This is a genomic window from Massilistercora timonensis, assembly GCF_048354975.1.
Taxonomy (GTDB): domain Bacteria; phylum Bacillota; class Clostridia; order Lachnospirales; family Lachnospiraceae; genus Massilistercora; species Massilistercora timonensis.
In genome coordinates, this window is the sequence record NZ_DBGCJQ010000050.1 from 1 (window position 1) to 13,398 (window position 13,398).

Genomic DNA, 13,398 nt, shown 5'->3' on the forward strand with positions numbered 1-13,398 from the left:
CTGCGCCAGCCTCTGGAGGATCACAGGATCCGGATCACCAGAAGCCAGGGGAATTACGTGTTTCCTGCGGATTTTATCCTGGCGGCGGCCATGAACCCCTGCCCCTGCGGGAATTATCCGGACCTGGAGAAATGTACCTGCACTCCGCCTCAGATTCGGCAGTACCTGGGGCGGGTGAGCCAGCCTCTCCTGGACCGGATCGATCTGTGCGCAGAGACAGTAAGGCTGTCTTATGAGGCGCTGCGGGACAAGGGACCGGGAGAAAGCTCCGGGAAGATCCGGGAGCGGGTGTGCGCGGCCAGGGAGATCCAGAAGAAGCGCTACCAGGGCAGCAGGCACCGAACCAACGCAGGCCTTGCCGCCGGGGAGCTGGAGCGCTACTGTGCCCTGGGGCCTTCGGAGGAGAAACTCCTTGAGGAGGCGTTCCGCCGGCTGGACCTGACGGCCCGGACCTGCCACAAGATCCTGCGGGTGGCCAGGACCATCGCGGATCTGGAGGGAGAGGAGCGGATCCGCGCGCCCCATCTTATGGAGGCCATCGGATACCGGACGGCAGGATACAAGTACCGGGGAGGTGAGGTTAGATGATGTATGAATACTGGCTTGGAAAGATCCGGGGGATCTCCGGGGCGAAAAAAAGAAAGCTGCGGGAATATTACGGGGACGCCAGGAACATATATTATATAGAAGAAAGCAGACTGAAAAAGGACGCCGTCCTGGGGGAGAAGGAGCTTGACACTCTGTGCGAGGCCAGGAAACAGGATGGTGTGGAGGAGGATTACCGGAAGCTTACTGCGGCAGGGATCCGCTTCCTCCCCTGGTTTGATAAAGATTATCCCCGCCGCCTTCTTGAGATCCCGTCGCCGCCTTACGCCCTCTATGGGAAGTGGAGGATGCCGGAGGATGACCGCCCCAGCGTGGCCATTGTGGGAGCGCGGAAATGTACGCCCTATGGGGAACAGGCGGCGCTGGAGTTTGGAGAAGCTCTGGCCCGGGCAGGAGTTCAGGTGGTGAGCGGCCTGGCGAGAGGCATAGACGGGGCCGCCCAGCGGGGGGCGCTAAACGGAGGCGGAGCAGTGTTCGGTGTGCTGGGCTGCGGGGTGGACATCTGCTATCCCAGGGAGCACATCGGTCTTTATACGGATATCCAGAAGGCGGGGGGACTTCTCTCGGAATATCCGCCGGGGACGCCGCCCCTTCCGGCGCATTTCCCGGTGCGCAACCGGATCATCAGCGGGCTTGCCGATCAGGTGCTGGTGATGGAGGCCCGGGAGAAAAGCGGCTCCCTTATCACGGCGGACATGGCCCTGGAGCAGGGGAGAGATGTGTACGCCCTGCCGGGTCCTTTCTCCAGTTCCCTGAGCTGGGGCTGCCATCAGCTGATCCGCCAGGGCGCCGGGATCCTGGTGTCCCCAGAGGAGTTCCTGTGGGAGATCGGGCAGGGGAAACGCCTTTTGAGGCAAAAATCTGACAAAAATGAAAAAATACTTGAAAGTCATGAAAATATGTTGTATAGTTGTCTCGATTTCTTCCCGAAGAGCATAGACCAACTGCAAGATGAGACAACATTCGCCCCTGGAGAACTCCTGGGGCTTTTGACGGCGCTGGAGTTGAAGGGCTGTGCGCGGGAGGTTTCCAAGAATTATTATGTAAGGGTTCCCTGAGTACAGGGAGGACCCTGGAGAGGATACAGATTTTATGGCACGCTATCTTGTCATTGTAGAGTCACCGGCCAAAGTAAAGACAATCAAGAAATTTCTGGGGAAAAATTACGTAGTCACCGCCTCCAACGGCCATGTACGGGACCTTCCCAAGAGCCAGATGGGCATCGACGTGGAGCATGATTTTGAACCTAAATACATCACCATCCGGGGAAAAGGAGAACTCCTGGCAGGACTGCGCAAGGAAGTGAAGAAGGCGGACCGGATCTATCTGGCAACCGACCCGGACCGGGAGGGAGAGGCCATCTCCTGGCATTTGAGCAAAGCGCTGAATCTGGAGGACAAGAAGACCAGCCGGATCAGCTTTAACGAGATCACCAAGAACGCGGTGAAGGAATCCCTGAAACATCCAAGGGAGATCGACATGAACCTGGTGGACGCCCAGCAGGCCCGCCGGATCCTGGACCGGATCGTGGGATACAAGATCAGCCCCCTTCTGTGGGCGAAGGTAAAACGGGGCCTGTCCGCCGGACGTGTCCAGTCGGTGGCCCTGCGGATCATCGCGGACCGGGAGGAAGAGATCAACGCATTTATCCCGGAGGAATACTGGACCCTGGAAGCCCAGCTGCGGGCGCCGGGGGAGAAGAAAAGCGTAACTGCAAGGTTCTACGGCACTGCCGGGGAGAAAAAGACCATCACTTCCAAAGAAGAGATGGAGAAGATCCTGGCAGACCTGGAAGACGCCCGGTATTATGTGGAAGAAGTAAAGAAAGGAGAGCGGACCAAGAAGATGCCCGTTCCTTTTACCACCAGTACCCTGCAGCAGGAGGCTTCCAAGGCGCTGAACTTCGCTACGGCCAAGACCATGCGGATCGCCCAGCAGCTCTATGAAGGCGTGGATATCAAAGGAAACGGCACCGTGGGTGTGATCACCTACCTGCGTACCGATTCCACCCGGATCTCCGAGGAGGCGGACGCCAGTGTGCGTTCCTACATCGCCCAGAATTACGGGCAGGAATTTGTGGCGCCGGCAAATGCAGGGGGTGGAAACGGACGGAACATCCAGGACGCCCACGAGGCCATCCGGCCTACAGATGTGACCCGCACACCGGCCCAGATGAAGGATTCTCTTACCAGAGACCAGTTCCGGCTCTACCAGCTGATCTGGAAGCGGTTTGTGGCCAGCCGGATGCAGCCGGCCAGATATGAGACGACTTCTGTGCGGATCGCGGCAGGCGATTACCGGTTTACGGTGGCGGCATCCCGGATCCTGTTTGAAGGATTCCGCACGGTTTATACAGAAGCGGATGAAGAGAAGGAAGAGAAGAACATGCTCCTTGGCGGACTGGAGAAGGGGATGGAACTGACCCGGGAGAGTTTTGAGAGCAGGCAGCATTTTACCCAGCCGCCGGCCCATTATACGGAGGCGGCCCTGGTAAAGACTATGGAAGAGCTGGGGATCGGGCGGCCCAGTACCTACGCGCCCACCATCTCCACCATCATCGCCCGCCGGTATGTGGCCAAGGAGAACAAGAATCTCTACCTGACGGAACTGGGAGAGGTTGTGAACCATATCATGAAGCAGTCCTTCCCCAGTATCGTGGACGTAAACTTTACCGCCAATATGGAGGGGCTCCTGGACGGAGTGGCAGAAGGAAAGGTGAGCTGGAAGACCATCATCGAGAACTTCTATCCGGACCTGGAGGAAGCGGTAGAAAAAGCCCAGGAGGAGCTTAAGGAAGTAAAGATCGAGGACGAGGTGACCGATGTGATCTGCGACCAGTGCGGCCGCAACATGGTGATCAAGTACGGACCTCACGGGAAATTCCTGGCCTGCCCGGGATTCCCGGAATGCCGCAATACCAAGCCCTATCTGGAGAAGATCGGGGTCAAATGCCCGCTGTGCGGAAAAGAGGTGGTGCTCCGTAAGACCAAGAAAGGCAGGAAGTACTATGGCTGCGAGAACAATCCGGAGTGCGAGTTCATGTCCTGGCAGAAGCCTTCCGGGAAGAGTTGTCCAAGGTGCGGCTCCTACATGGTAGAAAAGGGAAATAAGCTGCGTTGCAGCAACGATCAGTGCGGTTTTGTAGAAAATAAAGAAAATTCTGAAAAAGAGGAAAAATAACCGAAAAATTCGTTGAATGTTTTTGAAATATATGCTAAAATCACATTCAAAGGATGGAGGAGTGCAAATGAGCGTACAATTATTGGATAAAACCAGAAAAATCAACAAATTACTGCATAACAATAATTCGAGTAAGGTAGTGTTTAATGACATCTATGCGGTCCTGACGGAAATATTGAACTCAAATGTTTTTGTGGTAAGCAAAAAAGGAAAGGTTCTCGGAGTGAGCAAATGCAGTGATGTTCCTTATATCGAGGAACTGATCGAAAAGGATGTGGGGAAACACATTGATGAGATGTTGAACGAACGGCTCCTGAGCATTCTTTCCACAAAAGAAAATGTGAATCTTGAGACCCTGGGCTTTTCGGAAGCTGCAGTGAAAGGCTACCAGGCCATCATCACTCCCATCGAGATCGCGGGGGAACGGCTGGGAACCCTGTTCATCTATAAACTGGGGGAGATGTATGAGATCGACGACATCATCTTAAGTGAGTACGGGACCACGGTGGTAGGGCTGGAAATGCTCCGGTCCGTCAATGAGGAGAGCGCAGAGGAGACCCGCAAAGAGCACATCGTCCAGTCAGCCATCAGCACACTGTCTTATTCGGAACTGGAGGCCATCATCCATATTTTCGATGAGCTGGACGGCACGGAAGGGATCCTGGTGGCCAGCAAGATCGCGGACCGGGTAGGCATCACCCGCTCGGTGATCGTAAACGCCCTGCGGAAATTCGAGAGCGCAGGCGTGATCGAGTCCCGCTCTTCTGGTATGAAGGGAACTTACATCAAGGTAGTAAATGATTACGTGTTCACAGAGCTGGAGCGGATCAAGAAAGAAAGAAACAACTAAGGAGAAAGGGTATCGGGCGACTGATACCCTTCCTTATGAGTAAGGGAAAGGAGCGAGAAGGCATATGTACGAGGAGTGCCCCGCGAAACTGAAGATGGAGCGGGTGATCTTAAAGGACGGCTTCTTTGACGAGACGATCCACATCTGCAAGGTGATCAACTGCGACCCGGAGAAAGAGACCATCTGGCTTCTCACCGGCAAGACAGAGCTGCCGGTATTTTCTCTGGACGCGCTTTACACTTGCAGTCTGGAGCAGGAGGAAGAGAGTGTAAGCTGCCAGGGACAGATACGGGAGCGGTACTGGAACAAGCTGGGCCGTGTGATCGTATTTCATATTCAGAATGGATTTTATAAAAATTGTTGACAAACCAAACGGAGAGTGCTATTTTATATCTAGAGTCTTTTAGCACTCTCTTTTTATGAGTGCTAACAACCCTGAGATAGATGTTTAAGGAGGCATAAATTATGAAATTAGTACCATTGGGCGACAGAGTCGTATTGAAGCAGCTGGTGGCTGAGGAGACAACCAAATCAGGGATCGTGATCCCGGGACAGTCCAAAGAGAAACCGCAGCAGGCGGAAGTGCTGGCCGTAGGACCCGGAGGAACTGTAGACGGAAAAGAAGTGAAGATGAACGTGTCCGTAGGTCAGACGGTGATCTATTCCAAATATGCCGGAACCACCGTGGAGATCGAGGACGAAGAATACATTATCGTAAAACAGGACGACATCCTGGCAATCGTTGAATAAGAAGACCATATTAATTGATTAGGAGGCATGCAGCTATGGCAAAGGAAATCAAATATGGCGCTGACTCAAGAGCAGCGCTGGAAGTAGGCGTTAATAAACTGGCAGATACCGTAAGAGTGACTCTCGGACCAAAGGGACGCAACGTTGTCCTGGATAAGTCCTTTGGCGCTCCGCTGATCACCAACGACGGCGTGACCATCGCCAAAGAGATCGAACTGGAAGATCCATTTGAGAACATGGGCGCGCAGCTGATCAAAGAAGTTGCTTCCAAGACCAACGATGTGGCCGGAGACGGAACCACCACAGCTACCGTTCTGGCGCAGGCGATGGTCCATGAGGGGATCAAGAACCTGGCGGCAGGGGCCAACCCCATCATCCTTCGTAAAGGTATGAAGAAAGCTACGGATACTGCGGTGGAGGCCATTGCAAAAATGTCCAGCAAGGTGACCGGCAAGGAGCAGATCGCAAGAGTTGCGGCCATCTCTGCAGGGGATGAAGAAGTAGGCCAGATGGTGGCGGACGCTATGGAGAAGGTTTCCAACGACGGCGTGATCACCATCGAGGAGTCCAAGACCATGAAGACAGAACTGGACCTGGTAGAAGGTATGCAGTTTGACCGTGGATATGTATCCGCATATATGGCTACCGATATGGATAAGATGGAAGCTAACCTGGAAGATCCTTATATCCTGATCACAGACAAGAAGATCTCTAACATCCAGGATATCCTTCCGCTGCTGGAGCAGATCGTACAGTCCGGAGCAAGACTTCTTATCATCGCTGAGGATATCGAGGGCGAGGCGCTGACCACCCTGATCGTCAACAAGCTGCGGGGAACCTTCAACGTAGTTGCGGTAAAGGCTCCGGGATACGGCGACAGAAGAAAAGAGATGCTCAAAGATATCGCAACCCTGACCGGCGGACAGGTGATCTCCGACGAGCTGGGCATGGATCTTAAAGAGACTACCATGGAGCAGCTTGGCCGTGCCAAATCTGTAAAGGTTCAGAAAGAGAACACCGTGATCGTAGACGGACTTGGCGATAAGAAAGCCATTTCTGACCGGATCGCCCAGATCAAGGCACAGATCGAGGAGACCACCTCTGATTTCGATCGTGAGAAACTGCAGGAGCGTCTGGCTAAACTGGCAGGCGGAGTAGCAGTGATCCGTGTGGGAGCGGCTACTGAGACAGAGATGAAGGAAGCGAAGCTTCGTATGGAAGACGCCCTGGCAGCTACCAGAGCGGCGGTTGAGGAAGGGATCATCGCAGGAGGCGGTTCTGCTTATATCCACGCAGCCAAGGAAGTTGCGAAGCTGGCGGACGGCATGGAAGGCGACGAGAAGACAGGAGCCAAGGTAGTGCTGAAGGCCCTGGAAGCTCCTCTTTATCACATTGCGGCCAACGCAGGACTGGAAGGAGCAGTCATCATCAACAAAGTGGCGGAGTCCAATCCGGGCGTAGGATTTGACGCGCTGACAGAAGAGTATGTGGATATGGTAAAACAGGGAATCCTGGATCCTGCCAAGGTTACAAGAAGCGCGCTGCAGAACGCGACAAGCGTAGCTTCCACACTGTTGACCACCGAGTCTGTTGTGGCTAACATTAAGGAAGAGACGCCGGCAATGCCTGCAGGCGGCGCTGGAATGGGAATGATGTAATTCCGGGCAAAAGTGAAAATTTTGAAAACTCCCCTCAGGGGGAGTTTTCTTTTTGTGTCAGAATATGATACAATAGATAAAATTGATATTCTGTTTTGGAGGAAAGAACATGAGTGACTATTATACAGAACAACTGATCAAAAAGCAGACTACCATGAAGGATGTCTTTTTGAAGGCGCTTCTGGTCTCCTTGTCCATTGTGTCCGTGCTGATCGTATTTTTATTCCCCCTGGGGATCATCATCCCCGTGGCTGTGATCGCGGCGACGGTGATCCTGATCCGGCGGCTGGATGTAGAGTATGAATACCTCTATGTGAACGGAGATCTGGACATCGACAAGATCATGCATAAGGCAAAGAGGAAACGGGTTTTCTCCATGAATGTGAATGATCTGGAAGTGCTGGCCCCCATTGATGCCATCGAGCTTCGCCAGTATCAGCGGGCCAAGGCTTTGGACTACAGTTCCGGCACAGGCAGAGGCAGGCTCTATGCTCTGGTGGTAACGGAACACGGGCAGCAGAAAAAGATTATTTTTGAACCCAATGACACCATTGTGGAAGGTTTCTTCCTCCTGGCTCCCAGAAAAGTGGTGCGGCAGTAAAGAAATGGTTGACAGGGACCGGGGAAATTCGTTATTATAGCATTTAAATGGTACGAAAGAAAGGGAGGAAGATATAACATGGGAAAGATAATCGGAGAGGGAATTACATTTGACGACGTGCTGCTGGTTCCGGCTTTTTCAGAAGTGATTCCCAATCAGGTAGACCTGTCTACCAATCTGACGAAGACGATCCGGCTCAACATCCCGATGATGAGCGCCGGTATGGATACCGTTACAGAACACAGGATGGCAATCGCCATGGCCCGGCAGGGAGGTATTGGCATCATCCACAAGAATATGTCTATCGAAGCACAGGCGGAGGAAGTGGACAAGGTAAAGCGTTCTGAGAACGGAGTCATCACGGACCCTTTTTATCTTTCACCAGAACATACCCTGGAGGACGCCAACAATCTGATGGCCAAGTTCCGGATCTCAGGAGTTCCCATCACAGAAGGAAAGAAACTGGTGGGGATCATCACCAACCGGGATCTGAAGTTTGAAGAGGATTTCTCCAAGAAGATCAAGGAATCTATGACTTCCGAGGGGCTTATCACAGCGCCGGAAGGCATTACCCTGGAGGAAGCCAAGAAGATCCTGGCGAAAGCAAGAAAAGAGAAACTCCCTATTGTTGATAAAGATTTTAACCTGAAAGGCCTGATCACCATCAAGGATATTGAGAAGCAGATCAAGTATCCTCTGTCTGCCAAGGATTCTCAGGGAAGACTGCTGTGCGGCGCGGCGCTTGGCATCACGGCCAACTGCCTGGAGCGGGCGGCGGCCCTGGTAGAAGCCAAGGTGGATGTGGTGGTCATGGATTCCGCCCATGGACATTCCGCCAATGTACTGCGTACGGTGGATATGGTGAAATCAAAATTCCCGCAGCTTCAGGTGATCGCCGGAAATGTGGCCACCGGAGCGGGCACTGAGGCCCTGATCAAGGCCGGCGCCGATGCGGTGAAGGTGGGCATCGGCCCTGGTTCTATCTGTACCACCCGTGTGATCGCCGGTATCGGCGTTCCCCAGATCACGGCGGTAATGGACTGCTATGAGGCGGCGGACAAGTACGGAGTGCCCATCATTGCCGACGGCGGGATCAAGTATTCCGGCGACATGACCAAGGCCATCGCGGCAGGAGCCAATGTGTGCATGATGGGAAGTATGTTCGCGGGATGCGACGAGAGCCCGGGAAGCTTTGAGCTGTACCAGGGAAGAAAATACAAAGTATATCGCGGTATGGGTTCCATCGCGGCCATGGAAAATGGAAGCAAGGACCGGTACTTCCAGACCGACGCCAAGAAGCTGGTGCCGGAAGGCGTGGAAGGCCGTGTGGCATACAAAGGAAGCGTGGAAGACACCGTCTTCCAGCTGATGGGAGGCTTACGTTCCGGTATGGGATACTGCGGAGCCGCCACCATCGAAGACCTGAAGACAAAAGGCCAGTTTGTGAAGATCTCTTCCGCATCGCTGAAGGAGAGTCATCCCCATGACATCCATATCACGAAGGAAGCGCCAAACTACAGCATTGACGAATAGACAGAGAGAACATAGAAAAGAGAAGGAAGGGGACCGCCGGGGACTGCCCGGAGGTCCCGTTTTTCTGCAATATGGGAAGAAAAGAGGAAAAGAAAGATGACAGAATCATTTGGAACCACAAAAAAGGGAGAAAAGTGCCAGCTCTTCCGGCTGAGAAACCAGAAGGGAATGGAGGCTCACATCACCGATTACGGGGCCACAGTGGTCCGTCTGTATGTGCCGGACCGGGAAGGCGATCTGGTGGATGTGGTGCTGGGATATGAGGACGCCGCCGGGTATGAGAAGGGTACCATCTCCTTTGGGGGCCTGGTGGGCCGTGTGGCAAACCGGATCAGAAAAGGCCGGTTTGAGCTGAACGGAAAGGAATACCATCTGACTGCCAACGCTCAGGGAAATACCCTTCACGGAGGAAGGGATTTCTACAATCAGCGGAAGTGGGAGACTCTGGAAGCCGGGGAGGACCATGTGGCATTTGAGCTTTACAGTCCTGACGGGGATCAGGGATTTCCGGGGGGAGTGACCATCCGGGTGACCTATACCCTGACAGATGCAGGGGAGCTGGCGATCCATTACGAAGCCCGTCCGGAGGCGGATACCCTTCTCAATGTGACCAATCACAGTTACTTCAACCTTGGGGGCCATGACAGCGGCAGCGTGGAGGATCAGTGGGTCCAGATCCTGGCCGACAGTTTTACAGTCACGGATGAAGATTCGATCCCCACCGGAGAGATCCGGGCCGTAGAAGGAACGCCCATGGATCTGCGGCAGGGGAAACGGATCGGAGAGGAGATCGGAGCGGAGTATCCGGCGCTTGTGATGGCCAGAGGGTACGACCACAATTTTGTCCTTAACGGGACAGGTTTGCGTACAGTGGCCCGGATGTATGCCGAGAAGACCGGCATTGCCATGGAGGTGGACACAGACCTTCCAGGGGTGCAGTTCTACACGGCCAATTATATTGAGGCGGAACCGGGGAAAGAAGGAAAGGTCTACGGAAAGCGAAGCGGCGCCTGCTTTGAGACTCAGTATTTCCCGGACGCGGTCAACCATCCCGAGTTTGCGACACCCCTTGCAAAGGGAGGTCAGTTATGGGAGAGCCGTACGGTATACCGGTTTTCTCAGGGAATGTTCAGAGAAGTTTAAGAAAATTTTCCGGTTTGTGAAAGAAACCTGTGATAGAATGAGTCCGGAACCGTAAGGGAGGGACGAAAAAAGTGCAGAAGAGAACGACACGAAAGAAGCGGAGACGACAGCGGAATCTCCGTCTGGGACTTCTTATCCTGGCTTTAACGCTGGCGGCGGCAGGCGGGGCCAGACTTTTGGGAGTCAGATGGCCGGGCGGGTATTTTGAGCGGACCGGAGACCGGGTGGACGCCTCCAGGCCAGAGATGGACGTAGAGCTTCTGACGGTGAATCCCTATTCCCGGCCAGGGACGAAGACAGACCGGATCAAAGGGATCGTGGTCCATTACACGGCCAACCCGGGAGCCACTGCCATGGCCAACCGGAATTATTTCGAGGGCCTCAAAGACAGCCATGTCACCCGCAGCAGCAGTAATTTTATTGTGGGCCTGGAGGGGGAGATCATCCAGTGCGTTCCCACCTGGGAGGTGGCTTATGCCTCCAATGACCGGAACCATGACACGGTATCCATCGAGTGCTGCCACCCGGATGAAAGCGGGAAGTTTACAGACGCTACCTACCGCTCGGCAGTGCAGCTTTGCGCCTGGCTCTGCCTGAAGTTTGACCTGGGGCCGGAGGATGTGATCCGGCACTATGACGTGACCGGTAAGGAGTGCCCCAGATATTTCGTACAGCACGAGGACGCCTGGGAGGCGTTCCGGGCAGATGTGGGGAAAGCCCTGGAAAAGAGCAGGGAGGAGTCGTAAGAAGGCGGGAGAAGAAGAGAAGCATCTTGCGAAGTTTGCAGAATACTGTTATAATACACAGGCAGCGCCGGGTAAGCCGGCAGCTGCCCTCTTTTATGAAGAAAGCAAGACAGGATCAGGAAATAGGAGAAGAACATGAACGATTTGGAACTGTACCGGGAACAGCTGGCTCTCTGTGACGACAAGATCATTGACGCACTGGTGGAACGGGGCGCCATTGTAGAGAAGATCATGTCCTACAAGGAAGAGTATGGAATGCCTATCCTGCAGCCCCAGCAGGAAGAGAAGCAGAAGAAACGTCTGGAAGAGAAATTGACGGACAACAAATATAAGGAAGAGATCTACGACATCTTCCGCTGCATCCTGAAGAACAGTAAACGGGTGCAGGCCCGAAAGCTGTTTGATTACAATATTGTGCTGATCGGGTTCATGGGAGCCGGGAAATCCACGGTTTCCGATTATCTGAGCACCATGTTCGCCATGGACATCGTGGAGATGGACCAGGAGATCTCAGAGCGGGAAGAGATGAGTATCCCCGACATCTTTGAGACCTATGGAGAAGAGTATTTCCGGAATTTGGAGACAGAGCTTCTGGTAGAACTGCAGACCCGGAAGAATACGGTGATCTCCTGCGGCGGCGGAGCGGCCCTTCGCAACGAGAATGTGGAAGCCATGAAGAAAAACGGCAGGGTGGTCCTCCTTACCGCAAGCCCGGAGGTGATCTTCGAGCGGGTGAAGGACAATGACGAGAGACCCCTTCTGGAAGGAAGAAAGGGCGTCCGGGAGATCGCGGGGCTGATGGAAGGACGCCGGGAGCGGTATGAAGCGGCAGCAGATATCGTGGTGAATACAGATCATAAAACGGTGCTCCAGGTCTGTGAGGAACTGGTACAGCGCCTGATGGAAATGGATGGAGAGTAATGTTTGAGCGATTTTTCCCAGACCGGTATGTGGCGTCAACTTATGTGATCGATTTTGAGAAACTGTATGAGCAAGGCTTCCGGGGCCTGATCTTTGACATCGACAATACCCTGGTCCCTCACGGGGCGCCGGCGGACGAGCGGGCGATCCGGCTGTTTCAGAGGCTGAAGGAGATCGGCTTTCGCTGCTGTCTTATCTCCAACAATCAGGAGCCCCGGGTGAAGATGTTCAATGAGAGGATCCAGGTGGATTATGTATACAACGCCCACAAACCCTCTACGAAAAATTATTACCGGGCGATGGAGATCATGGGTACGGACGCCACGAATACCGTATTCATCGGCGACCAGCTCTTCACCGATGTGTGGGGGGCGAAGCGGGCCGGGATCCCCAGTATCCTGGTAAAGCCGATCCATCCCAGGGAGGAGATCCAGATCGTGCTGAAGCGGCGTCTGGAGTGGATCGTCCTGCGTTCCTATGAGAAAAGCAGGGGGAAAGAAAAAAAGGTTGAAAAAAGCCGAGATCTATTATAGAATGAGAAGAGTGAGTAGAACGTAGAATGTGCGGCTGGCGCACGATTAAGGAGGATTATAATGGTATCAGCAGGTGATTTTAAAAATGGTCTTACCGTAGAGATTGAAGGAACGGTATATCAGATTCTGGAATTTCAGCATGTAAAACCTGGAAAAGGCGCGGCTTTCGTGCGTACAAAGCTGAAAAACATCATCAACGGCGGTGTGGTTGAGAAGACCTTCCGTCCTACAGAGAAGTTTGAGAACGCTCACATCGACCGGAAAGAGATGCAGTATCTCTACAATGACGGAGATCTTTACTACTTCATGGACACAGAGACATTTGACCAGATCGCGGTCAATGCAGATACTGTGGGAGATTCCCTGAAGTTTGTGAAAGAGAACGAAAGCGTGAAGGTAAGTTCCTACCAGGGAGATGTGTTCGCCATCGAGCCGCCGCTTAATGTGGAGCTGGTGATCACAGAGACTGAGCCCGGATTCAAGGGCGATACCGCTCAGGGAGCCACCAAGCCGGCCATCGTTGAGACGGGAGCGCAGGTTATGGTTCCGCTGTTCGTTGAGCAGGAGGACAAGATCAAGATCGATACCCGTACCGGCGAGTATCTTTCCCGTGTATAAGATTTTGAAAGAGATTTGGAAAAAGCCTTGCATTTTATGCAGGGCTTTTTTATAATCGAAGTTACCATAATATTCTTGCTTCGGTTCCGAAGCTTTGATCCAAATGTATCTCAGGCAGGGATCCTGCCAAATGATCTCAGAGAAAAACAAAAGACGCGGCCGCCAGAAGGAAAGGAGATTTATGACGTATTTTCAGTTTGTGCAGGCGGTGGAACAACAGGTAAAAGCCGGTGTGAAGAAGGATCATGAGGTCCATATC

Annotated in this window: 14 protein-coding genes; all 14 read left to right on the forward strand. The window is 53.4% G+C overall.

The features are described 5' to 3' along the window. Positions 1-588, forward strand: a 588-nt coding sequence (locus ACML7B_RS04225; RefSeq protein ID WP_418539428.1) for an ATP-binding protein, incomplete at its 5' end; no start/stop codon positions are given. Further along, entirely contained in the window at positions 585-1,664 is a 1,080-nt protein-coding gene (gene dprA / locus ACML7B_RS04230) for a DNA-processing protein DprA (protein WP_418539429.1), read from the forward strand. The genes ACML7B_RS04225 and dprA, both read left to right, overlap by 4 nt. Positions 1,665-1,698: 34 nt before the next feature. Continuing rightward, positions 1,699-3,786 carry a type I DNA topoisomerase gene (gene topA, locus ACML7B_RS04235; RefSeq protein WP_418539430.1) on the forward strand — a complete coding sequence of 696 codons (2,088 nt, stop codon included), beginning with the start codon at positions 1,699-1,701 and terminating at the stop codon, positions 3,784-3,786. A gap of 67 nt (positions 3,787-3,853) precedes the next feature. Continuing rightward, positions 3,854-4,636 carry a GTP-sensing pleiotropic transcriptional regulator CodY gene (gene codY, locus ACML7B_RS04240; protein ID WP_418539431.1) on the forward strand — a complete coding sequence of 261 codons (783 nt, stop codon included), beginning with the start codon at positions 3,854-3,856 and terminating at the stop codon, positions 4,634-4,636. Between the two features lie 64 nt (positions 4,637-4,700). Beyond that, positions 4,701-5,000: a hypothetical protein gene (locus ACML7B_RS04245; RefSeq protein WP_106790260.1), complete on the forward strand. Its 300-nt coding sequence runs from the start codon at positions 4,701-4,703 to the stop codon at positions 4,998-5,000. 101 nt (positions 5,001-5,101) lie between these two features. Further along, complete coding sequence (locus ACML7B_RS04250) at positions 5,102-5,386, forward strand: co-chaperone GroES (RefSeq protein WP_106790261.1); 285 nt, start codon at positions 5,102-5,104, stop codon at positions 5,384-5,386. Between the two features lie 35 nt (positions 5,387-5,421). Then, positions 5,422-7,044 (forward strand): chaperonin GroEL, encoded by a 1,623-nt coding sequence (gene groL / locus ACML7B_RS04255; RefSeq protein ID WP_418539432.1) that lies wholly within the window; start codon positions 5,422-5,424, stop codon positions 7,042-7,044. A 109-nt stretch (positions 7,045-7,153) separates the two neighbouring features. Further along, positions 7,154-7,645, forward strand: a complete 492-nt coding sequence (locus ACML7B_RS04260) for a DUF6106 family protein (protein WP_418539433.1) — start codon at positions 7,154-7,156, stop codon at positions 7,643-7,645. Between the two features lie 78 nt (positions 7,646-7,723). Continuing rightward, entirely contained in the window at positions 7,724-9,178 is a 1,455-nt protein-coding gene (gene guaB / locus ACML7B_RS04265) for an IMP dehydrogenase (protein WP_106790264.1), read from the forward strand. Between the two features lie 96 nt (positions 9,179-9,274). Beyond that, complete coding sequence (locus ACML7B_RS04270) at positions 9,275-10,321, forward strand: aldose epimerase family protein (RefSeq protein ID WP_418539434.1); 1,047 nt, start codon at positions 9,275-9,277, stop codon at positions 10,319-10,321. A 71-nt stretch (positions 10,322-10,392) separates the two neighbouring features. Then, on the forward strand, positions 10,393-11,067 hold the full coding sequence (locus tag ACML7B_RS04275) for an N-acetylmuramoyl-L-alanine amidase family protein (RefSeq protein ID WP_418539435.1): 675 nt from the start codon (positions 10,393-10,395) through the stop codon (positions 11,065-11,067). Positions 11,068-11,202: 135 nt separating this feature from the next. Continuing rightward, positions 11,203-11,988, forward strand: a complete 786-nt coding sequence (locus ACML7B_RS04280; protein ID WP_418539436.1) for a shikimate kinase — start codon at positions 11,203-11,205, stop codon at positions 11,986-11,988. Continuing rightward, positions 11,988-12,521, forward strand: a complete 534-nt coding sequence (locus tag ACML7B_RS04285; protein WP_418539437.1) for a YqeG family HAD IIIA-type phosphatase — start codon at positions 11,988-11,990, stop codon at positions 12,519-12,521. The genes ACML7B_RS04280 and ACML7B_RS04285 overlap by 1 nt, the downstream gene beginning before the upstream one ends. A 60-nt stretch (positions 12,522-12,581) precedes the next feature. After that, positions 12,582-13,139, forward strand: coding sequence for an elongation factor P (gene efp / locus ACML7B_RS04290; protein ID WP_346708123.1), 558 nt, complete (start codon positions 12,582-12,584; stop codon positions 13,137-13,139). The last annotated feature ends 259 nt before the right edge of the window (positions 13,140-13,398 follow it).